The organism is Kocuria coralli, from assembly GCF_008831305.1.
GTDB classification, from domain to species: domain Bacteria; phylum Actinomycetota; class Actinomycetes; order Actinomycetales; family Micrococcaceae; genus Kocuria; species Kocuria coralli.
This window is the reverse complement of record NZ_ML708638.1, coordinates 1-22,099: the sequence shown is the minus strand read 5'-3', so window position 1 is coordinate 22,099 and position 22,099 is coordinate 1. Positions and strand designations below refer to the sequence as shown.

Genomic DNA, 22,099 nt, shown 5'->3' with positions numbered 1-22,099 from the left:
CAGATGTCACCTAACGGTGCGGCAGTCCCACACGTACTGGTGCATCGAGAAGGGCTACGCCCGCTGGACCGGCCCCGACGACGGCACGCCCGAATGGCGCGAGCGCGCCCGCGGGTGGGTCAAGGTCATGCAGCTCGACCTCCTCGTCGCCTGGATCATCACGACGCTGTGCACCCTGTCCTTCTACATCATGGGTGCTTCCGTCCTGCATCCTCAGGCCCTCCGCCCCGAGGGCAACGAGGTCATCACGACCCTCATGCGGATGTACACGGACACCCTGGGGCCGTGGGCGGAGTACCTGTTCCTCATCGGCGCCGTGGGCGTCCTGGGCTCGACCTTCCTCGCCTCGACCGCCTCGGTACCTCGTCTGTGGGCCAACAACCTCGCCGTGCTCGGCGCGTACGACTGGTCGAACGTGCGCGTTCGCACCACCCTGATCCGCATCTTCACGATCGTCATGCCGATCATCTGGGCGGCGACGTTCCTCGGCGTCCAGTCACCGCTCATCATGGTCATGATCGGCGGATTCGGCGGCGCCTTCTTCCTCGTGGCGGTGGTCATCGCGGTCTGGTACCTCCGGGGGAAGACCGCGGCTCGCGACTTCCGCACCGCACGATCGACCATCCTGCTGGGGATCTCCACCCTGGCCGTGCTCTTCGTCGCCACCATCACGCTGCTCGAGCAGTTCGGCATCGAGTTCTGAATCGAGTTCTGGAAGGAACGCCCATGACGAACGTCCTCATCCTGTCGCCCAGTTTCGGGAAGTGGTCGGCCGGCCCCGCCGAGGTCCTCGCCGACGCCGGCCTGACCCTGTGCCGGCCGTCCCGCCCGGGGCCGCTCACCTCCGCCCAGGTCCGCGACGAGCTCGACGGCATGGCGGCCGTCGTGGTCGGCCTCGACGAGGTGGACGCGGAGGCCATCTCCACGGCCACCGACCTGCGCGTGATCGCGAAGCACGGGGTCGGCGTCGACAATATCGACGTCGCCGCGGCGGCCGCCCGGGGTATCCGCGTGGTCAACGTGCCCAATGCGAACGCCGAGGCCGTGGCCGACCTGGTCCTCGGGCTCATGCTCAACCTGATGCGACGCATCGGCGACGCGGATGCGAGCATCCGCCGCGGCGAGTGGGAGACCTTCGCGGGACCCGAGCTCGGCGAGCTCACGGTCGGGATCGTGGGCTACGGCAGGATCGGCCGAGCGGTCGGCCGGCGGGCCGCCGCGTTCGGCACCCGGCTCGTGGCCTTCGATCCCTACGCTCCCGCCGATTCCTTCGGAGAGACCGAGCGGGCGGGCAGCATCGCCGAGCTGCTCGAATGCAGCGACCTGGTCACGCTCCACATGCCCGGCGGGGGCCCGCCGATCATCGGAGCGGAGCAACTCCGGCTCCTCGAAGGCGGCTACCTCATCAACGCCGCGCGCGGAGACCTCGTCGACGAGGCCGCCGTGGCCGGTGCCCTGGCCGAGGGGACGCTGCGGGGATACGCCGCCGATGCCTTCACCCGCGAGCCCTTGCGCGACTCTCCGCTGCTCGGAGCGCCGAACACCATCCTGACCCCTCATATCGGGGCCTTCAGCCACGCGACGAACGCCCGCATGGGCACGAGCGTCGCGCGCGACGTCGTCGCCGTCCTGCGGGCGGAGACGCCCGCCCACGAGGTCCTTCCCCCGGACGCCTGATCCGGATCCCGCCCAACCGACAGCACACGAGGAGACGAGAACACATGGACAGCGCCACCATTCCCGGGATCGAGGCACGCACGTCACGATTCGTCCTGGGCACCATGACCTTCGGCGACACCGTCGACCGCGAGACCTCCGCAGAGATGGTCCGCACCGCCGTCGACGCCGGGGTGACCGTGATCGACACCGCCAACGGATACGCGGGAGGGGAGACCGAGAGGATCCTCGGCGGCATCCTCCCCGGCTACGACGACCTGGTCCTGTGCACCAAGGCGGGCATGCCGCACCCGGACGCCGGGGACCACGCACCGTTGTCCCGCGAAGGCCTCCGGAAGAGCCTCGGGGGCAGCCTCGGCCGCCTGGGCCGGGATAACATCGACCTGTTCTACCTCCACCAGCCGGACCGGGCGACCCCCATCGAGGAGACCCTGGAGACGCTGGCGGAGTTCCTGGACGACGGCACGATCACGGCCTGGGGGGTGTCCAACTACGCCGCCTGGCAGATCGCCGACCTGGATGCAGCCGCGCGCGCCCTGGAGATACCGGGGCCGGCCGTCGCCCAGCAGCTGTACAACCTGGTTGCGCGTCGGATCGAGGACGAGTACGCGGAGTACGCCGTCTCGCACGGCCTCTCCACGATGGTCTACAACCCGCTCGGAGGCGGCCTGCTCACCGGGCGGCACTCGTTCGAGGGCGGGCCGGGCGAGCACGGCAGGTTCGCCGGTTCCCGTCTCGCCGCGATGTACACGGAGCGGTACTGGAACGAGGACCTGTTCCGCGCGATCGGGCGGCTGCAGGAGATCGCGGAGGAGGCCGGCCTGCCACTGATCGAACTCGCGCTGCGCTGGCTCGTCTCCCAGCCCGTCACCGACTCCCTGCTGCTCGGCGGCTCGAAGCCCTCGCAGCTCCTGTCCAACCTGGAGGCGCTGGCACGCGGCCCCCTCCCGGAGGACGTTCTCACCGCGTGCGACGAGGCCGGCGCCGCCCTGCGCGGGCCGATGCCCGCCTACAACCGCTGAGCCGGCTCACCTGACGACCGGCGCGGCCGCACTGCACGTGCCCGCCCGCCCGGACCGAGCCGTTTCAGACGTATCCACGACGTATCGACAAGGAGAATCACCTGATGGAACACCCCGGAGCAGAGAAGATCCGCCGCGCCAAGGCCGGTGAGACGACGATCGGGTACTGGACCGTTCTCGACAGCCCCGTATCCGCTGAACGTCTGGCCCTGGCCGGCTACGACTATGTCGCCATCGACGGGCAGCACGGCCTGCTCGGCTACTCGGGCATCCTGGCCAACCTCATGGCCATCGACGCAGCGCACGGCCCCGCGGGCATCGTCCGCGTCGAGGCCAACGACGCCGCCGTGATCGGGCAGGCCCTCGACGCCGGGGCCCGCGGGGTCATCGTGCCCCTCGTCAACGATGCGGAGGACGCCCGTAAAGCCGTCCGGGCAGCCCGGTACCCCTCCCGGGGCCTCCGCTCCTACGGCCCGATGCGGTCCGGGCTGCGCATCGGGCCCGTCCCCGCCGAGTCGGACGACTCCGTGCTGCTCCTCGTGATGATCGAGACCCCCGAAGGCCTCGAGAACGTCGAGGAGATCTGCGCGGTCGAGGGCATCGACGGCGTCTACGTCGGGCCGTCCGACCTCTGCCTCGCCGTCGGCGGGAGGTTCCCCAACGACCCCGAGGTGGCCGATGCCTTCAACGCCGCGCTCGCCAGGGTGCTCGAAGCGGCCCGCGGCGCCGGTGTCGTCGCGGCCATCCACACCCCCGACGGCGCGACCGCACGCTCCCGGATCGAGCAGGGGTTCACGGTCGTCACGGTGGCCTCGGACCTGGTGCATCTCGAGCAGGCGGCCCGTGCCCACCTCGATGCCGCCCGGGGTCCCGTGCAAGGCTGAGCGCCGTCCCGGCACGGCGCCGGTCGCGTTCCGCGAACCCTCGCTGTCGTCCCGCATCAGCGGCTGATGCGGGACGACAGCGAGGGTTCGCCCCGTACGGCCGGTCTCCGACGCGAGGACGCTCAGCGGCGTTCGAGCCGCATGGCGACCTCGTAGTGCCCGGTGTGCGGGAACATGTCCAGCACCTGGCCCTCGACCGCCCGCCAGGACGGCATCGCGGCCAGATCACGGGCCAGGGACCTGGCATTGCAGCTGGAATAGATGAGGTCCCGGGCCTCGCTCCGCTCCAGCCGCGCCGACAGCTCCGCGCCCAGCCCGCGCCGGGGAGGATTCACGACGACGAGGTCGGCCGCCTCGACCGGCCGGTCGCCCCCGTCCGGGGCTCCGCCGAGCGGCGCGTCCCAGGCGGTGGCGTCGCCGACCTCGAATCGCGCCGACCCCGGCCCCCGGCCGGCCAGGCCGAGATCCGCCGCCGCCTGACGCGCTGCCGCTACCGCACCCCGGGAGACCTCCACGCCCAGGACCCTCCGGTCCGGCGCGCTCAGGTGCAGGGCGAACCCGCCCACCCCGCAGTAGAGATCCAGCACCCGGGAGGGGCTGATGCGATCGGCCCACACGGCGGCACGACGGTACAGGGCGGCGGCCACCCGGGTGTTCGTCTGGAAGAAGGACCGCGTGCGCAGCCGCAGCGGGATGTCGTTGACCCTCATGAGCAGACTGTCCTGCTCGGTCAGCATCACCTCGTCAGAGCCCTCCAGCACGGCTTTGTGCTCCGGCTGGAAGTTGGCCGAGACGACGCGCAGGCCGGGCAGCTCGTCCTGCAGGCGGCCGAGGTTCTCGCGGATGCGGGGCAGCTGGCGGTCGGAGCGCAGCACGAAGCGGAGCATGAGCTCGTCGTCGGGCGAGACGGTCAGCAGGATGTGCTTGAGCTCGCCGCGGCCCTTGGGGACGTCGTAGGGCAGGAGGCGCAGCTCCCCGGTGAACCGCGCGACGCTCTCCAGCGCCCGGGCCACGGAGATGGGATAAAGAGGGCAATGCCTCAGGTCGATCCCGCGTCCCCGGGGGTCCAGGATCCCCAGGGTCGGCCGTCCCGCGGATCCCGCGACCACCATCTTGGCCTTGTTGCGGAAACCGGCCTCCGCGCTGGGGACGGGCTCCAGCCATTCCAGCTCCCGGGTATCGGCGCCGCGACCGGCCAGGAGCTCCCGCACCCCGGCCGTCTTCTGCGCCAGCTGCAGCGCGTAGGGTTGGTCGATCAGGGTGCACGAACGGCACAGTCCCCGGTCGTGATAGTCGCACTGCACGGCCCCGAGCTTACCGGGGGCTCACCGGAAGAGGAGAAGGCCATGCCCAGCACGTCCCGGTCCGGCAGCTCCGGCGGGCCCTCGCCTCTCCCGCGGACCCGGAAGCCGGGCCCTGCGCCCACCCCCGCCCGGATGGCAGGACGCAAGGATCCGGCGCTGTCCGTCCGGCCGGTCGACATCACGGCCGCGACGCGCGACCACGCCCGGCGGCTGGCGGGCAGGCCCGCGCCGGCGGAAGGGGATACACCGTCGTTCCGTCCGGGGCGTCCGGGGCCCGCTCCGTCGGAGCAGCAGGCCGGCCGCTCCCGCCTCGCGGCGCAGCGCGCGGCCCGTGACCGCGCACAGCTGGCACGGCGCATCGAGTCCGCGCTGGAGGCCAATACCAGCCGGTCCCTGGACCACCGCGACTCCCTGTACTCGGTGGTCAGCGGCCGTCCCGTGCCCACCGGGGAGCAGCTTCGGCTCGACGCCCCGGAGGGGGACGTGCACGTCGTCGGCGCCTGGGACGCCACCCTGGCGGACCTGCAATGGGTGATCCAGGACCCGGACGACTCCTGGTCGGCGGACCTGGGCCGCACGGACTACTTCCTGCGCGGTGATCTGTGCGTGCAGATCCAGCGCGCCGACGCCCAGATCGTGGGGATCTACCGGGCGGGGTGGGCGCTCGCACGGCGCCCTCAGGCACCCCTGCCGCAGGAGCCGGGCTCCGGGCCCTCGGCCTCCCGGGGCAAGGGGACGCGCTATCCCACCAATCAGCGGGAGCTGCTGCAGCGCCTGCGCTCGGCGGGCTTCGTCGTCGTGACCTCCGGGCCCACCCACGGCAAGATCACCCACCCCGATCATCCAGGGCGGTTCCTGCCCTTTTCCTCGACGCCGTCGGGGCAGCGCTACGGGCGGCACGTTGTGACGGCCGTCAAACGGGTGTTCGGCATCGACCTGCGCGGCTGAAAGAGGCTGGGGGTTAAACTCGGAGCCGTGAAAGCGCTGCTCCTGGAGAACATTCATACCGACGCCGAAGACATCCTCCGCCGCCACGGCATAGAGGTCGAGACCCGTAAGGGGGCGCTGGACGAGGCCGAGCTGATCGACGCGCTGGAGGGCGTGGATCTCCTGGGCATCCGGTCCAAGACCACGGTCAGCCGTGCTGTCTTCGAGGCCCGCCCCAATCTCATGGCGGTCGGCGCGTTCTGCATCGGCACCAACCAGATCGATCTGGCGGCCGCCACCGCATCCGCCACGCCGTGCTTCAACGCGCCGTACTCCAACACCCGTTCCGTCGTGGAACTGGCCGTCAGCGAGATCATCGCCATGGCCCGCCATCTCACGGACAAGAACGCCGCCATGCACGCGGGCAACTGGGACAAGTCGGCCAAGGGCGCCCACGAGGTCCGCGGCCGGACCCTGGGCCTGATCGGTTACGGCAATATCGGCAAGCAGCTGTCCGTGCTGGCCGAGGCCATGGGCATGCAGGTCTACTTCTACGACCTCCGCGACGAGCTGCCCATGGGCAACGCCAAGAAGTGCAACTCCATGGACGAGCTGTTCGAGAAGTCGGAGACCATCTCGGTCCACGTGGACGGCCGTCTCTCCAACGAGGACCTGATCGGGCGCAGCGAATTCGAGAAGATGCGTCCCCGGACCCTCTTCCTGAACCTCTCGCGCGGCCACGTGGTCGACATGGAGGCCCTGCGTGACGCCCTCAAGTCCGGGCACATCGCCGGTGCCGGCATCGACGTCTACCCGGAGGAGCCCAAGGCGTCGGGGGACCCCTTCACCTCTCCGTTGCAGGGCATCCCGAACGTCATCCTGACCCCGCACGTCGGCGGCTCCACGGCCGAGGCCCAGGAGAACATCGGCAACTTCGTGGCCGCCAAGATGCTCGACTACCTCGAGCAGGGCTCCACCTCCCTGTCCGTGAACTTCCCGCAGGTCCAGCTGCGCCCGGTTCGGGCGGGAGTCCGGCTGCTGCATGTCCACGAGAACGTCCCCGGGGTGCTCACCGCCGTCAACACCGTGCTGTCCGAGCATGGGGTGAACGTGGACGGCCAGCGCCTGGTGACGGAGGGGCACACGGGCTACCTCGTCACGGACTGCACATCCGGGGTGGACCAGTCGGTGGTCGACGAGATCCTCGCGCTCAAGGCCACCATGCGCCTGGCGACGATCGGCGACTACGGGAATCAGCAGCACTGACAGCCCCCGGTCGGCCCTCTCCGTCCCCCGTGATCTTCCGCCGAGTCACGGGGGACGCGCCGGCGATCGATGACCCGGCCGCCGTTGCGCGTTCTTTCAGAGAAGGCATCAGGGCGACCGTCTACTATCCTTGGAGCACATCGCGGTCGGTGCGGCGGGTTCCCGCCGACCGTCGCGTCAGCGGCCCCTAGGCCTCATCGGTCACCGCTGGCACGTGCCGATGGTCGGAAGCAGACGGGAAGGAGGGCGCTTGGGTTTCCTGGACAACCTGGAACGCGGTATCGAACGCGCGGTCCGTACTGCCTTTTCCACCGGTTCCCGCAAGCGGATCGAAGCCGTGGAGATCGCCAGCTCCCTGCGCCGTGAACTGGACGAGCAGTCCTTCACCATCTCGGCCGGGCGCACCATGGCACCGAACGTCTTCGTCGTGGAGTTCTCCGACGACGACTTCCCCCGGGCCCAGGAATGGGGCACCCCTTTGGCGGAGGAACTGTGCGAGGTCGTGATCCGGCACGCCCGCTCGCAGACCTACACCCTCCAGGGCGCGGTCCGGGTCTCCTTCACCCGCAACCCGGACGTGGAACGCGGCCAGTTCGTCATCTCGTCCTCCGCACAGCGCACGACGGAGCCCGCCGCGGCACCACGCGGCGCCAGGGCGGAGCAGCCGGTGGCCCAGCAGGCGCCCCCCGCGGCAGCCCCGCGGGCGCCCGGCGCGCCCGCCTCTGCTCCCGACTTCCGCGATGACGACTACCGCGATGACTGGTCGCAGCCCGAGCACCCACCGCAGCACTGGGTACCCGTCCTCGACATCGACGGGCGGCGGCTCGCCCTCGACGCCGAGTCCGTCGTCCTGGGACGCTCCGCCGATGCCGACGTGACCATCGAGGACACGGGGGTCTCGCGCCGCCATCTGGAGATCCGCCACGAGGGCGACCACTGGCTGGCCGTGGACCTGGGCTCCACCAACGGATCCCATGTCGACGGCGAGCGCGTGCGCGGCCGCGCGGAGCTGGTCAACGGGTCCGTCATCGCCATGGGGCGCACCCGCATCGTCTTCCGCCTGGTCGCTCCGAGGAGGAACCACTGAATGTCTGAACTGACCGTGACCCTCCTCCGGTATGGCTTCCTGGCCCTGCTGTGGGTCTTCATCGTGGGCATCGTCCTCTCCCAGGGACGCGATCTGACGATCGACCGGCGCCGCAGGACCAGCCCCGGCCCCGGCCGGCAGCAGGCCCGCCCCGCGGCGGCCCAGAGCGCGCCCCCGGCGCCTCAGCAGCAGGCCCCACGGCAGCTGCCCCAGACCCTGGTGGTCCTCCAGGGCCCCACCAGCGGACAGACCCATCACCTGGGCAACGCCCCGGTCCTCATGGGGCGCTCCCCGGAGTGCACGGTCCCCCTGGAGGACGACTACGCCTCCGGCCGCCATGCCCGCCTGTTCCCGCAGGGCTCGCGCTGGTTCCTGGAGGACCTCGGTTCGACCAACGGCACCTACGTGGACGAGCAGCGCCTGACCCGCGCGGTTCCCGTGGAGCCCGGACGGCCGTTCAGAGTGGGCAAGTCCATCCTGGAACTGAGGGCCTGACGCATGGCCTTAGCTTTCCGTTTCGCCGCCAGGTCCGATGTCGGCCGGGTTCGTTCCAAGAACGACGACTCCGGCTACGCGGGGCACCACTTCGCCGTCGTCGCCGACGGCATGGGCGGCCATGTCGGCGGCGACGTCGCCTCGGCCTCGGCGGTCATCGACCTGACGCACCTGGACCGCGGCGGTTACGACGGCGACGCCACCACCGTGCTGGCGGACGAGATCCAGAACGCCAATCAGAACCTGGCCGAGCTGGTCCACCAGCACCCCCGGCTGGGCGGCATGGGCACCACGGTGACCTCGCTGATCATCGACGGCGACCTCATCTCCCTGTGTCATATCGGCGACTCCAGGGCCTACCGGCTGCGCGGCGACGACTTCCAGCAGATCACCACGGACCACACGTTCGTCCAGCGGCTGATCGACGAAGGCCGCCTGCGGCCCGAGGACGTGGAGTCGCACCCTCACCGCAACGTCCTGATGCGCGTACTGGGCGACGTGGACGCCTCCCCCGAGCTGGAGTCCGAGCTCCTGGACGCCGTCGCCGGAGAACGCTGGCTGCTGTGCTCGGACGGACTGAACGCCGTGATGCGCCCGGACACCATCCAGCACATCCTGTCAGCCGACGCCGACCTGGACGAGATCGCCCAGGCCCTGGTCGACCTGACCCTGGAACGCGGCGCACCGGACAACGTCACGGTGGTGGTGCTGGAGGTGGTCGACGCCGCCGACCTCAACGGCCTGGACAGCCCTGTCCGCGGCGCCCTGCCCGACCCGCAGAGCAACCTGACCTCCGACGAGATGAGCGATGCCGACCGGAGCACGAGCGCACCGCGGTCGGACACGTCGGGCATGCCCTGGGCCAATCCGGTCCAGCGCGCCATCGCCGACGACGGCGACACCCCCGACGGGCCTTCCTCGGCGGCGGCGCTGCGCGAGGGCCTGGACCTGCATCCGCACATCCTGGTGGGCGCAGCCGCCAACGCCACCCAGACGGGACGCATTCCTACGGTGAGCGATTCGGCGATGGCCCGCCGGGCCACGCTGTTGCGCACCAAGGCCGCGGAGCAGCTGGCCGACATCTCCGAGGTGGACCTGGCACTCGCGGACGGCAGGCAGCGCCGCACCCGCTGGATCGTCACGGGCATCGTCGCCCTCCTGGTCGCGGTGGCCGTCGTCGTGGGCGCCATGAGCGCCAGCGCGTGGATCCAGAGCCGGTACTACGTCGGCGAGTCCGAAGGCCGCGTCGCGATCTACAACGGGGTCTCCCAGAGCCTCGGGCCCATCCAGCTGTCCCGGATCGAGGACACCTCGGACATCGAGGTCTCCGAGCTGGACTCCTACGCACGTTCCAGGGTCGAGAACACGATCCCCGCCGACGACCTCGCCCATGCCCAGGGCATCGTGGACGGCCTGCGATCCGACTCCCTCGCGGACGCCGAACCCGGTGATTCCCCCAGCCCCCACGGCTCGGGCACCGTGCGGTTCCCCGAGCCGCAGGAGACCTCCGCAGCAGCGGGCGGTGATCAGTCATGAGTGCTGCGCCCATCCGCGAGACCCCCGAGACCTCCCAGCGCCCCGGGCAGCAGGGCGGTACCAGCGGTGCCGCTCCCGTCCAGCGACGACGCCGCGTCACCGAGCTCGTCCTGCTGGTGGTCGCCTGGGTGATCGGCATCGGCGCCAACATCCTGGTGGATCCGCAGCGCGCCGGCGAGGATCCCTCGCACGTCTACCGGACGGCCGGCGTGCTGATCGTCGGCAGCCTGGTGCTGCATGCCGTCCTGTGGCTCCGGGCCCGCTACGCGGACCCCTATATCCTCCCGATCGTCGTGACGCTCAACGGACTCGGCATCGCGATGATCCACCGGATCGACCTCCTGATGGATTCCACCGCCGGCACCAACCAGGTGCTGTGGACCGCGATCGGCATGTTCGCCGCCATCCTGGTCCTGATCCTCCTGCGGGACCATCGGTACCTGCGGCGCTTCACCTACATCTCCCTCCTGGCCTCGGCGCTCCTGCTGATCCTCCCCCTGCTGCCGGGGCTGGGGACGGAGATCAACGGGGCTCGGATCTGGATCTCCATCGGCGGTCGTTCGTTCCAGCCCGGGGAGATCGCCAAGATCACGCTGGCGATCTTCTTCGCCGGCTACCTCTCGACCAACCGCGATGTCATCCTTCTGGCAGGGCCGAAGATCGGCCCCGTCCGGCTGCCCCGCTTCCGGGACCTGGCCCCCATGTTCGCGGCCTGGCTGGTCTCGATCGGGGTCCTCGTCTTCCAGCGCGACCTGGGCACCGCCATCCTGTTCTTCGGCCTGTTCGTGGCCATGCTCTACCTGGCCACGGGGCGCCTGAGCTGGATCGTGCTGGGGCTGCTGTTCGTGGCCGCCGGCGGCGTGGTCGCCTCGCAGACCTTCGGGCACGTGGCCGCACGCCTCGACGCCTGGTGGCACGCTTTCGACCCCGCCATCTACGACGCCCCTGTGGGCGGCTCGCGCCAGATCGTCCAGGGCATCTTCGGGCTGGCCTCGGGCGGCCTCTTCGGGCAGGGCCTCGGCCAGGGCCGCCCGGACCTGGTGTCCTTCGCCAACTCGGACATGATCATCACCGCCTTCGGGGAAGAACTCGGGCTGATCGGCCTGGCGGCCATCCTGATGCTGTTCTTCCTGCTGATCTCCCGGGGCTTCCGCGCCTCGCTGGGCACGCCGGACGCGTTCGGGAAGCTGCTGGCCGGCGGCCTGGCCTCGATCATGGTGATCCAGCTGTTCGTGGTGATCGGGGGCGTCACCAGGGTCATCCCCCTGACGGGTCTGACCACGCCGTTCATGTCCGCGGGCGGCTCATCGCTGCTGTCGAACTGGATCATCGCGGCCCTGCTGCTGGCGATCTCCCATTCCGCGCGCCGGCCCGTACTGACGGGGCCCGCCAGCGAGGAGGACATCGCCGCGTTCGAGGCCCACGAGCGCGAAGAGCAGCAGCGCGCCGAGATCCAGGAGAGCGAACGGGCCGAACGGGCGCAGCGGCGCCGGGCACGGCAGGAAGAGGCCCGCCGGGAACGCGAGGAACGCCGGGCCCGCGAGGCGGAGGACCGCGCCGCCGGATCGGCGTCGTCGAAGTCCTCGGAAGGACAACGGGCGCACACGGCCATCACGGACAAGCAGAGCAAGGAAAAGGGGGCGCAGTCATGAATCGAGCGATCCGGCACGTATGGGTGGCAGCCGTGGCGCTCTTCGCCGTCCTGCTCCTGGCCCTGACCTTCATCATGTTCTTCCAGCAGCGCTCCCTGGCGGCCAACGCCTGGAACACCCGCGCCCTCTACGAGCAGTTCGGGCGCGATCGCGGCTCCATCCTGGCCGGCGGCGAGGAGGTCGCCTACTCCGTGCCCGCCGACGGCGACTACGCCTATCAGCGGGAGTACCGCGACGGAGAGGCGTACGCGCCGCTCACGGGCTACTTCTCCCCCATCTACGGATCCACCGGGCTGGAGAGCGCCATGGGCGAGCAGTTGTCGGGTGAGTCCGACAGCCAGTTCTACGACCGCGTGATGGCCACGCTGTCGGGCAACCAGCCGACGGGGGCGTCCGTGGAGATGACGGTGGATCCGCAGCTGCAGGAACTGGCGGCCAGCCTGCTCGAGGGCCGCAACGGCTCCATCGTGGCCCTGGAGCCCTCCACGGGACGGATCCTGGCCATGGCGTCGTCGCCGTCCTTCGACCCCAACGAGATGTCCTCGCGCGACTCCGCGGGTGTCATCGAGACGGCCCAGCGGCTCAACGGCGACCCCAACCAGCCCCTGGTCAACCGCGCCATCGGCGGGGATCTGTACTCACCGGCCTCCACCTTCAAGATCGTCGACACGGTGGCGGCACTGGAGTCCGGGGAGTACGACACCGACACGGTGATTCCCAACCCGCAGGACCTGGAGCTGCCGAACACCAACATTCCCTTGCCCAACTACGTCGGGGGGCCCTGTGCGTCCAGGACCGAGGCGGATCTCGAGTTCGCGTTGAATAATTCCTGCAACACCCCCTTCGCCCAGATCGCCATGGACCTGGGCCAGGATCGCATCCGGGAGACCGCGGAGAACTTCGGCTACGGCCAGGATCTGAGCATCCCCCTGAACGTGTCGCACTCCACCTTCCCCACCGACCTGGACGATGCCAGCCTGGCGATGTCGGCGATCGGCCAGTACGACGTGCGCTCCACCCCGCTGCAGGTGGCCATGATCTCCTCGGCGATCGCCAACGACGGCGTCCTGATGCGGCCGAACCTCATCGAAGAGGTGCGTTCGTCGGACCTGTCGGTCATCGACAGCTTCCAGGCGGAGCAGATGCAGCGCTCGACATCCTCGGACGTGGCCGGCACGGTCAAGGACCTGATGGTCAGCGCCGTGGACAATGGCATTGCGAGCGGTGCCCAGGTCCCGGGGTACTCGGTGGCGGGAAAGACCGGCACCGCGGAGGTCGGGACGGCAGGCTCCACCGATTCGTGGTTCACGGGTTTCGCCCCGGCCGATGACCCGCAGGTGGCCATCGCGGTCGTGTACGAAGATGTCGAACCGGGTGCGGCCTCACTGGCCACTCCCAGTGCCCAGCAAATGATGGAGGCGGTGTTGAACGGATGAGGCCCTCATCGAAGACCGTCCTGGGCGGACGGTACGCTCTGACCGAGCGCATCGCGATCGGTGGCATGGGAGAGGTCTGGAAGGCCAAGGACAAGGTCCTGGGCCGGACGGTCGCGGTCAAGATCCTCAAGGAGGAGTACACCGGGGACCCCACCTTCCTGCAGCGCTTCCGCGCCGAGGCCCGGCATACCGCGCTGCTCAATCACCCCGGCGTGGCCAACGTCTACGACTACGGCGAGAACGACGGCTCGGCCTATCTGGTCATGGAGCTCGTGCCCGGTGAGCCGCTGTCCAACATCATCGACCGCGATCGCACGCTGCCCGTCGACGACGTCCTGAACTACATCGGCCAGACCGCCCGCGCTCTGGCCGCCGCGCACGCCCAGGGGCTGGTCCATCGCGACGTGAAGCCCGGCAACCTGATGATCACCCCGGAGAAGCGGGTCAAGGTCACGGACTTCGGCATCGCCCGCGTCGCCGACCAGGTACCGCTCACGGCGACGGGACAGGTCATGGGCACGGCCCAGTACCTCTCGCCCGAACAGGCCACGGGGCAGACCGTTATGGGCTCCTCCGACATCTACTCGCTGGGTGTCATCGGATACGAGTGCCTGGCCGGGCGCCGCCCCTTCACGGGAGAGTCGCAAATCGCCATCGCGCTCGCTCAGGTCAACGATCCCCCGCCGCCGCTGCCCAAGTCCGTCCCGGACGGCGCGCGGGCCCTGATCATGTCCATGCTGTCCAAGGACCCCGCCGGGCGTCCCTCGACGGCGGGGGCACTGGCCGGGGCCGTGGACTCCATCCGGCGCGGCGACCTGGTCGCCGCGGCCAACGCGGTTCCCGGCATGCGCGAGTTCCTGGATCTCGACGACGCCCCGACCGAGGCCCTGCGCACCCGCGACAGCGACACCCGGATCTCCACGCAGGTCTCCGGCGCCGAGGCTCTGGGAGCCTCAGGGGCCGGCCGGACCGCACCGAGCGCATCCACCGCCGAGCTGGCGATCGCCGCGGAGCAGGATGTGGGCAACTCGCTGTCCGAGGCCAGCGCCAGCGGCGACACGGGTGCGCCTCCGCCCAAGAGCACGGCCACGCCCCCGGCCGGTGCGTCCGGTGACGAATCGGCTTCCTCGGGTCGCAGGCTCTGGCCCATGATCGTCGTGGGCGTGGTGATCGCGGCGCTGCTGGCAGCCGTGATCATCCTGGGCGTCCGCAGCTTCGGCGAGTCCGGTACGCCGTCGCCCCGCGGGACGGTCTCCACCTCCACGTCCCAGTCCACCGTCACGGACGGCCCCGCCACGGTCACCATCGATGCCGCCGACTACGTCGGACGGGACCTGGACACCGTGGTCGGCGAGCTCAACGACCTGGGCCTGAACGTGGAGATCGAGGGCGAGAGCAGCTCGGACACCCCGAGCAACGAGGTCACCGATGTCTCCCCCACCGGCACCCTGGACCGGGGGGACACGGTCACCGTGTCCCATTCCACCGGGCCGGACACCGTCACGCTGCCCGACGACATGGTGGGACAGCAGATGCAGTCCGTGATCGACGAGGTCACCGCGCTGGGCGTCAACATCGACGTCTACTACGACGAGAGTTCGACCGGGGAGCCCTCGACCGTCACCGGCTCCACCCCTGAGCCGGGGTCGGAGGTGGAAGTCGGCTCCACGATCAACCTGGAGGTCGTCCCGTCCGAGTCACCCGCCCCGGGGGAGACCGCCACGAACGGCAGCCCCGGCGGCCAGGATTCCCCTGACACGTCTTCCCCCGCCCCGGAGCAGCCCACCGAGGCCGCCGGCGGAGCCGGAACCCAGAGCCCGGCAGATCAGACGAGTCCATCGAATATCGCAGCCCCGACAGGTGCCCCCACATCTGCGGCGGACAGTGCGCTCACCACGGAAGGCTGACCATGGCGCAGTCACCCATCCCCCCTGTGATCAACAACCGGTACGAGATCGGCGAGACCATCGGACGCGGCGGCATGGCCACCGTGCACCTCGCCCTGGACCGGCGGCTGGGCCGCAAGGTCGCGATCAAGGTCCTCAAGCCGGAGCTGGCCCGCGACGACTCCTTTCAGCAGCGCTTTCAGCGTGAGGCCCAGGCGGTCGCCGGGCTGAACCACCACACGATCACCTCGGTCTACGACACCGGTGAGATCGCACCGGAGCAGCCGTCGGACATCGCCTGCCCCTACATCGTGATGGAGTACGTGCCCGGCCGGACACTGCGCGAGCTGATCCGCGAAGGCGAGCTGTCGCCGCGGGAGTCGGTGGACGCGATGCTGGGGATCCTGGACGCACTGGCGTACAGCCACCGCTCGGGCATCGTGCACCGCGACATCAAACCCGCCAACGTGGTGATCACCCCCGACCGGCGGGTCAAGGTCATGGACTTCGGGATCGCCCGGGCCGTCGAGGACACCCAGGCCGCCCTGACCCAGACCCAGGCCGTCCTGGGCACCGCGCAGTATCTCTCCCCCGAACAGGCCCGCGGCGAGAACGTCGACGCTCGCTCCGACCTGTATTCCGCCGCCTGCGTGTTCTTCGAGATGCTGACCGGGCGCGCCCCTTTCGTGGGAGAGGCCTCCGTCGACATCGCGGCCCAGCACGTCCGCGACGCCCCTCCGGCGCCCTCGGAGCTCACCCCCCGCCTGCACTCCGTCTTCGACGACTTCACGGCCAAGGGCCTGGCCAAGGCCCGCGACCAGCGCTTCCAGTCCGCGGAGGAGATGCAGAAGGCCCTGGAGCCCCTGCGAGAGCACGCTGACGTGGATGCCACCACGGTCATCGCCCCGCCCGCACGGGATCCGGAGCAGACCGACGACGACGGCACTCGCGCCGCGCCGCCGGTCTTCCCCATTGCTGGAGCGGGTGCTGGAGCGGGTGCTGGTGCAGGTGCCGCGGCCGGCGCGGGCGCAGCCGGTGCCGCCCGTTCCTCCGGAGGGGCGCAGGCCGGTTCTGCGGCCACCGCCGCTTCGGCCGCGAATGCCAATGCCAGCAGTGCCTCGAACGCCGCTGGCGGCGCCGGAGGATCCGGTGGATCCGGCGGCAGCGGAGGCTCCGGCGGAGCCGGTGCGAAGGGGGCACCCGGCGCCGGTGACGAACAGCCGGCGAACGATTCCTTGTTCGCGCCGCCCGGCAGCGTCGACGGACCGCCCGCCGGTGCCAGGGCCGGCGACGGCTCTGGCAGGCCCCGGCGTCGCAAGAGGGTGTGGCTGGTGGCCCTGCTGCTGGTGCTGCTCCTGGGAGGCGGTGCTACCGCCGCCTACTTGCTGACACGCGGGCCCGACCAGGTGACCGTGCCCGACGTCGTCGGGAAGTCCCTGGACGACGCCGAGGCCGAACTCAACGAACTCGGCCTGGCCACGGAGGTCGAGCACGAGAACAACGACGACGTCCCGGCGGATCAAGTGGTCTCCACGGATCCGGCCTCGGGTGAGGACGTCGAGACCGGTTCCACGGTGACCTTGACGGTCTCCGACGGATCCGGGATGGTCACCGTCCCGGATGACCTCGCGGGCCAGTCCGAGATCTACGCCCGCGAGATGCTGGACGCCGCCGGCCTGGCAGCCGGCGGGACGCGCAGCGTCAACCACCCCACCATCGGCTCCGGGCTGGTCGTCAGCACCGACCCGGAGGGCGGCACCGAGGTCAGCCGTGACAGCGAGGTGGAGATCATCCTCTCCACGGGCCAGGTCACGGTCCCCGACGTGGTGGGCATGTCGCGTGACAACGCCGTGGCCGCCATCGAAGACGGGGACGTGCAGCTGCCCGTCCAGGTGGTCACCGAGCAGACGTCGTCGGCCGCCGCCGGCACCGTGCTGAGGCAGTCGACCCCTGGCGGAACCGACGTGGACCAGGGGACCACGATCACCCTGACCGTGGCGACCGCACCGCCGCCTCCCCCCTCGCCCACCTCGGAGCCGACCGAGACGGCCTCTCCGACCGAAGAGCCCAGCGAGAGCCCGTCGGAGGAGCCCACCGAGGAACCGAGCGACACTCCCACGAGCCAGCCCACCAGCTCGCCCCGGCCGACCAACGGCGGCGACAGCACCAGCGCGGCGGGCGAGGAGGGCGGCTCCTCGCCCGACGGCTCGGGTGGCGATGACGACTCCAGCAGCGCCAACGGTCCCAACGGTGGGGAATCATCCGGCGGATCCAGCACCGCCCCGGATGCCTGACGGGATCAGCGGGTGATGAGCGGTGACAGCTTCGCCGATGCGGCCGCCGCGCCCTCCAGCCCGCAGAGTTCGAGCCAGTTGCCGAGCATCCGGTAGCCGCCCTGGGTCAGGACCGATTCGGGGTGGAACTGCACCCCGTACAGGGGCGCCTTCCGGTGAGTGAGGCCCATGATCGCGCCGTCGTCGGTCACTGCCGATACCTCCAGGCAGCCGGGCACGGTGTCGGGCACCACGCTCAGGGAGTGGTAGCGCGTGGCGGTGAACGGCGAGTCCACCCCCTCGAAGAGCCCGGAGCTGCCGTGCACGACCTCTGAGGTCTTGCCGTGCATCAGCTGCACGGCATGCGCCACGGTTCCGCCGTAGACCTCCGCCAGGGTCTGGTGGCCCAGGCATACTCCCAGCAGCGGCTTCCCGGTGGCCTCCGCGTGCAGCACCAGTGCCGCGCACACGCCCGCATCAGCAGGCGCCCCCGGCCCCGGGGACAGAAGGATCCCGCGGTGCTCGTCCGCCAGGGCGCGCACCGCGGCGTCGTCCAGCTCGTCGTTACGGATCACCGTGGTGCTGGCGCCCAGTTCCTCGAGGTAGCCGACCAGCGTATAAACGAAACTGTCGTAGTTATCGACGACGAGGACCTTGACGGTCACGGTGGCCTCCTGGGCGAACGTACGGGGTATTCAGGTCTACCAGCCTACTGGCCGCGCGCCACTGCGTGTTCCACGGCCATGACCCCCGGCATCACCCCGGTCCCTGCGGACACCCGGCGCGCGTGCAGGTAGCGGGCGGTAGGATGGGGCCGTCGTCGCCGTCATCAGTCCCCTGGCCGGCCCGTGCCCCACCGGCTGATGCGGCACATTCGTCCGCAGGAGGAACACCCGCAGTGTCCGAGTCCAAGAGGCGCCTCGTGGGGCGCAAGCGCGCCACCGCAGAAGAGGCCACCCCGAACGTGCCGGTGGACGACGAACTGACCCGCCTGGCCGTCGAGGCCCTGCCCGAGCACCGGCGCAAGGAATGGGAGCGTTCCCAGCGCGCCGATGCCAAGAAGGCCGTGGGCCGGGTCGAAGAGGGCGAGCCCCAGGAGTCGCGCGAGGACACCGCCGAGGAGGTGGCCGGCCAGATCACCCGTGGGGTTCGCAGCTCGGGTGCGGACAGCGACCAGACGCCGACCTGGTACAAGATCATCATGTTCGGCCTGATCGTGATCGGCCTCCTGTGGCTGATCGTCTGGTACCTCATGGACTACACCTGGCCCATTCCGACCATCGGCTACGGCAACGTCGCCATCGGTATCGGGCTCATGATGGTCGGCTTGATCATGACCACGAGGTGGCGTTGAGCCCGGAACGGCCAGACCGCCCGTCCCGGGACCGCCCCGGTGACGGAGAGAGCCCGGACCCGCTCAAGGACGAGATCGACAAAGACCGGCGGCAGGCCGCGGACGGGCCACGGCGCAAGCTGAGCCCCGCCGCCGTCGAGGTGCGAGTGCGCAGACTGGCCCTGGGGCTGCTGGTACTCATCCCTCTCGTCTGGTGGCTGGTCCGCCTCTTCTCCTAGCGAGCGGCGAATAGAGGCCTCCTGCGAAAAAGCTCCGCGGCCCCGTGAGCTCCCCCAAGCGGGTTCACGGGACCGCGGAGCGGCTCGTCTCACCGGCTGACGGTCACCGGCTGACGGCCGAGAGCGGCCCGAACGTGCTGCGCTCAGCCGCCTACGCCGGGCCGTCGGTCCGGGTCAGGCCTCCGGTGCGGTGAAGGCGACGTCCAGATTGATCACGACCTTGTCGGAGACCAGCATGCCGCCGGCCTCGATGGCGGCGTTCCAGGTCAGGCCGAACTCCTTGCGGGAGATCGTGGCCTTGGCCTCGAATCCGGCGCGGGTGGCACCGAACGCGTCCACGACCACGCCGTTGAACTCGGTCTCCAGTTCCACCACCTTGGTGACCCCATTGAGGGTCAGCTCGCCCGTGATGGTCCCTTCGCCCCCGGCGAGCTCGACGCTGGAGGACGTGAAGGTCATGGTGGGGAACTTCTCCACGTTGAAGAAGTCCTCGCTGCGCAGGTGGACGTCACGGTCCGAGTTGGCGGTGTCCACGGACGCGGTCTGGACGGTGGCCTCGATGGTGGAGTCCTCCACCTGCTCACCAACGTTCAGGGAGGCGGTGACCTCGCGGAAGGTGCCGTGCACCTTGGAGATGCCTGCGTGGCGGACGGTGAAGCCGACCTCGGAATGAACCGGGTCGAAGGTCCAGGCGCCGGGTACGAGACGGTCTAGGGTGCTCATGATGTTCCTTCCTCGCGGGACGTCCTGTCGGAGCGGGCATCCCAGCTTGCACGATGCCGAGGACGCCGGATCTCGACGGCGCGGCATCTTTTAGTTGACACATCACATACATTAGGAAGTGATGCGTGATGCGTCAACTAGTGGAGCGTACTCATCATGTGATACTGATCACAGACATGCCGGCTCAGATCTCGTAGTCCACCACCGACTCCGCCGAGAGGCTGTGGAACTGCCGCTTGTGGTAGACCATGGGGGCGCCGTTCGGCTCCGTCCCCAGAATCTGCACGACGCCGGCGTCGAACACCAGAGCTGGACCCGCCTGAATGCGCGCGAGCGGATGGACGCGGAGGACCCGCCCGACGCCTTTCAGGAGCGGCTCCCCGGTCGGCAGCCACTTCCAGTCCATGGCGTCGCCGAAACGCGGTGCACCGTGCGTCGCGAAGGCACGGGCCAGGCCGATGTTCGGGGCGTCGAGGAGATGGACCAGGAGCGAGTCGGCCTGTGCGACCAGTGCGGCTGAACCGCTCCGGGCCTGCAGGGAGAACCCGATGATGGGAGGGTCGGCCGAGACCGAGGAGACCGACGAGACCGTCAGCCCCACGGGGCCTTCGGGCCCCCGGGCCGTGATGACGGCGACGCCGGCCGGGTGATAGCCGAAGACGGAGCTGTAGTCCGCCCTCTGCACCCCCACGGCACCGAGCTCACCGGAAGGCACCACATAGTCCGCGACAGGGCTCGAGGGCGGCTGCTGGTCTTCTGTCTCTTGGTCCACCATTTCCACCACCCTAGTCAAACCCGGGACGAGCACCAGGGATCGTCATAAAAGCCCATGAAATGAACGCGCCCAGTGCACCAAGGGGAGTTCGGGGGTGGCGCCGTTCCCCCGGCCCCCGGGCGCACGACCCCGCCCCATGGCGACGACGCGTCCCACGATCAGCCGATGCGTCGCTGCCGTGTGGATCTGCTCGGTCACCACCTCGAACCAGGCGAGTGACTCGTCGATCACCACGGTCCCGCTGTATTCGGTCCTGCGGAAGGCGACGGTGTTCAGCAAGCCGTCCACCGGGTTGCCCGGGGAGGCCAGCCACGACGCGATGCCCTGCTGTCCACGATGCAGCACGGACAAAGTCCAGCTCGGGGCCTGCTCGACGGCCTCGCAGATCCGCGCCTCCTCGAACAGGCTCACGGCCATGGTGGGGGGATCCCAGGACACGTCGAGCCAGCCGGTGACCGTGACCGCATGGTCGCGGTTGCGATGTCTCGCGGCCACGACGGCGACGCCGGAGGCCAGCTCTTCGGCCAGCCCGCGATAGGCATCGGAAAAGCCCGGTTCACCCGGGCGCTCGCTTCGCTGCTGCGCGTGTCCGTCCAGTTCCATCTCTCAGGACTCCCAAGCTAGTTGCGATCTCGAAGGCTGCGCACCGTGATATTCAGACGGCCGCCGTGACGCAGGCCCAGACCAGGGTCGCCCGAGCCCGTCTGAACTCCCGGCACTCCGTGAAACGCCCAGCGGGACGAACGTCCGAACACGAAGAGGTCGCCGCTGTGCAGTTCGACGTCGTGGTACGGAGGCCCGCGGTGCTCCGAATTGCCGAACCTGAAGACGCAGGTATCGCCCAGTGACACGGAGACGATGGGGTCGGGCCCCGTCTCATCCAGGTCCTGGTGCATGCCCATATGGGCGTGGGCGTCGTAGAAGTTGATCAGAGCCGTGGTCGGCATGAAAGAAGCCGCCTCCGGAGAGTCCTGACCGTACGCGGAGGCCACACCGCGCTGGCCGAGCTCCAGCAGGTCCCCCGGGAGCGGGTCGCTCGCATCGGCCTCATGGTCCTGTCCGTGCCATGGCTCCGCCCAGGTGCGTCCCAGCACCGTGGACTTCACGGACATCACGCCCCCTCCGGGCAGTGTGCGGTTCTGAAGCGACCGGGAGCCCTGAACCCACCCTCGGCAGCGCCGGACCAGATTAAGCTGCTCCTCCGGGCTCAGCCAGCCCGGGACGTGAACCGCGCCAGGAGCCACCTCCACCGTTTCGCGTTCAGGGGTGAACAGCACGGGGCCGCCCGGCCCCTGGAGTCGCGTGGGACGTCGCATGGCACCACCTGATCCTGCTGGAGATCTTGGGCCGGGTTCCGGAAACACCAGCCCGTCTCTATCGGTCTCGTTCGAACACAGGGTATCGGCGCGCTCCGACATCGACCATCGGCATCATCCGACGCGTGAGGGGGCTGGCCTGCTGGTGGTGGTGCAGGTTCTGGGTATGAGTGAAGGGCTGCTGGGTTTCTCGCCTCGTGATCGTTTTATCGGTCGCGGGGTGAGAGCCATGCAGCCCTTCACGGTGTGGTGTGGTGTGCGGCGGTGT

At 69.8% G+C, this 22,099-nt stretch carries 22 protein-coding genes; 16 read left to right on the top strand and 6 right to left on the bottom strand.

Going from position 1 to position 22,099, the window contains the following annotated elements; translation table 11 throughout:
- The 4 genes from FCK90_RS15475 to FCK90_RS14920 form a co-directional block, all read left to right on the top strand.
- On the top strand, positions 1-703 hold a 703-nt coding region (locus FCK90_RS15475), incomplete at its 5' end, for an Nramp family divalent metal transporter (protein ID WP_181954345.1).
- A gap of 23 nt (positions 704-726) precedes the next feature.
- A complete protein-coding gene (locus FCK90_RS14930; protein ID WP_158035101.1) occupies positions 727-1,677 on the top strand; it encodes a phosphoglycerate dehydrogenase in 951 nt (316 codons plus the stop codon).
- Positions 1,678-1,721: 44 nt separating this feature from the next.
- A complete protein-coding gene (locus FCK90_RS14925) occupies positions 1,722-2,699 on the top strand; it encodes an aldo/keto reductase (protein WP_158035100.1) in 978 nt (325 codons plus the stop codon).
- 104 nt (positions 2,700-2,803) lie between these two features.
- On the top strand, positions 2,804-3,583 hold the full coding sequence (locus FCK90_RS14920; RefSeq protein WP_158035099.1) for an HpcH/HpaI aldolase family protein: 780 nt from the start codon (positions 2,804-2,806) through the stop codon (positions 3,581-3,583).
- Positions 3,584-3,705: 122 nt separating this feature from the next.
- Here FCK90_RS14920 and FCK90_RS14915 read toward each other — a convergent pair whose 3' ends face one another.
- Positions 3,706-4,887 carry a methyltransferase domain-containing protein gene (locus FCK90_RS14915; protein ID WP_158035098.1) on the bottom strand — a complete coding sequence of 394 codons (1,182 nt, stop codon included), beginning with the start codon at positions 4,885-4,887 and terminating at the stop codon, positions 3,706-3,708.
- 42 nt (positions 4,888-4,929) lie between these two features.
- Here FCK90_RS14915 and FCK90_RS14910 point away from each other — a divergent pair, with 42 nt between their 5' ends.
- The 9 genes from FCK90_RS14910 to FCK90_RS14870 all read left to right on the top strand — a co-directional run bounded on the left by FCK90_RS14910 (position 4,930) and on the right by FCK90_RS14870 (position 17,466).
- A complete protein-coding gene (locus FCK90_RS14910) occupies positions 4,930-5,835 on the top strand; it encodes a hypothetical protein (protein WP_158035097.1) in 906 nt (301 codons plus the stop codon).
- 27 nt (positions 5,836-5,862) lie between these two features.
- Positions 5,863-7,080 carry a phosphoglycerate dehydrogenase gene (gene serA, locus FCK90_RS14905; RefSeq protein ID WP_158035096.1) on the top strand — a complete coding sequence of 406 codons (1,218 nt, stop codon included), beginning with the start codon at positions 5,863-5,865 and terminating at the stop codon, positions 7,078-7,080.
- A gap of 250 nt (positions 7,081-7,330) precedes the next feature.
- Complete coding sequence (locus FCK90_RS14900) at positions 7,331-8,167, top strand: FHA domain-containing protein (protein WP_158035095.1); 837 nt, start codon at positions 7,331-7,333, stop codon at positions 8,165-8,167.
- Entirely contained in the window at positions 8,168-8,662 is a 495-nt protein-coding gene (locus FCK90_RS14895) for an FHA domain-containing protein FhaB/FipA (RefSeq protein ID WP_158035094.1), read from the top strand.
- Positions 8,663-8,665: 3 nt separating this feature from the next.
- Positions 8,666-10,198, top strand: coding sequence for a PP2C family protein-serine/threonine phosphatase (locus tag FCK90_RS14890; protein ID WP_158035093.1), 1,533 nt, complete (start codon positions 8,666-8,668; stop codon positions 10,196-10,198).
- Positions 10,195-11,850 (top strand): FtsW/RodA/SpoVE family cell cycle protein, encoded by a 1,656-nt coding sequence (locus tag FCK90_RS14885; protein WP_158035092.1) that lies wholly within the window; start codon positions 10,195-10,197, stop codon positions 11,848-11,850. The genes FCK90_RS14890 and FCK90_RS14885 overlap by 4 nt, the downstream gene beginning before the upstream one ends.
- Positions 11,847-13,286 (top strand): peptidoglycan D,D-transpeptidase FtsI family protein, encoded by a 1,440-nt coding sequence (locus FCK90_RS14880; RefSeq protein ID WP_158035091.1) that lies wholly within the window; start codon positions 11,847-11,849, stop codon positions 13,284-13,286. Before FCK90_RS14885 ends, FCK90_RS14880 begins: the two co-directional genes overlap by 4 nt.
- Positions 13,283-15,193, top strand: coding sequence for a protein kinase domain-containing protein (locus FCK90_RS14875; protein ID WP_158035090.1), 1,911 nt, complete (start codon positions 13,283-13,285; stop codon positions 15,191-15,193). Before FCK90_RS14880 ends, FCK90_RS14875 begins: the two co-directional genes overlap by 4 nt.
- A gap of 2 nt (positions 15,194-15,195) precedes the next feature.
- Positions 15,196-17,466: a protein kinase domain-containing protein gene (locus FCK90_RS14870; protein WP_158035089.1), complete on the top strand. Its 2,271-nt coding sequence runs from the start codon at positions 15,196-15,198 to the stop codon at positions 17,464-17,466.
- Between the two features lie 5 nt (positions 17,467-17,471).
- Here the strand turns inward: FCK90_RS14870 and FCK90_RS14865 are convergent, their stop codons facing one another.
- Positions 17,472-18,110 (bottom strand): anthranilate synthase component II, encoded by a 639-nt coding sequence (locus tag FCK90_RS14865; RefSeq protein ID WP_158035088.1) that lies wholly within the window; start codon positions 18,108-18,110, stop codon positions 17,472-17,474.
- Between the two features lie 233 nt (positions 18,111-18,343).
- Between FCK90_RS14865 and FCK90_RS14860 the strand changes: the two genes are divergently transcribed.
- A complete protein-coding gene (locus tag FCK90_RS14860; protein WP_246180472.1) occupies positions 18,344-18,799 on the top strand; it encodes a cell division protein CrgA in 456 nt (151 codons plus the stop codon).
- Positions 18,796-19,017 carry an ABC transporter ATP-binding protein gene (locus FCK90_RS14855; protein WP_158035086.1) on the top strand — a complete coding sequence of 74 codons (222 nt, stop codon included), beginning with the start codon at positions 18,796-18,798 and terminating at the stop codon, positions 19,015-19,017. The genes FCK90_RS14860 and FCK90_RS14855 overlap by 4 nt, the downstream gene beginning before the upstream one ends.
- A gap of 174 nt (positions 19,018-19,191) precedes the next feature.
- On the opposite strand, the gene FCK90_RS14850 is transcribed toward FCK90_RS14855, so the two are convergent.
- From FCK90_RS14850 to FCK90_RS14835, 4 genes are all read right to left on the bottom strand, one after another.
- Entirely contained in the window at positions 19,192-19,740 is a 549-nt protein-coding gene (locus FCK90_RS14850) for a YceI family protein (RefSeq protein WP_158035085.1), read from the bottom strand.
- A 184-nt stretch (positions 19,741-19,924) separates the two neighbouring features.
- Positions 19,925-20,515 (bottom strand): flavin reductase family protein, encoded by a 591-nt coding sequence (locus tag FCK90_RS14845; RefSeq protein ID WP_158035084.1) that lies wholly within the window; start codon positions 20,513-20,515, stop codon positions 19,925-19,927.
- 42 nt (positions 20,516-20,557) lie between these two features.
- Entirely contained in the window at positions 20,558-21,118 is a 561-nt protein-coding gene (locus FCK90_RS14840; protein ID WP_158035083.1) for a flavin reductase family protein, read from the bottom strand.
- 17 nt (positions 21,119-21,135) lie between these two features.
- A complete protein-coding gene (locus tag FCK90_RS14835) occupies positions 21,136-21,831 on the bottom strand; it encodes an alpha-ketoglutarate-dependent dioxygenase AlkB family protein (protein ID WP_158035082.1) in 696 nt (231 codons plus the stop codon).
- On the opposite strand from FCK90_RS14835, the gene FCK90_RS15600 reads away from it, so the two are divergent.
- Positions 21,830-22,099 (top strand): hypothetical protein (locus tag FCK90_RS15600; protein WP_220433360.1); only part of this gene is annotated, 270 nt, incomplete at its 3' end. The genes FCK90_RS14835 and FCK90_RS15600 overlap by 2 nt on opposite strands.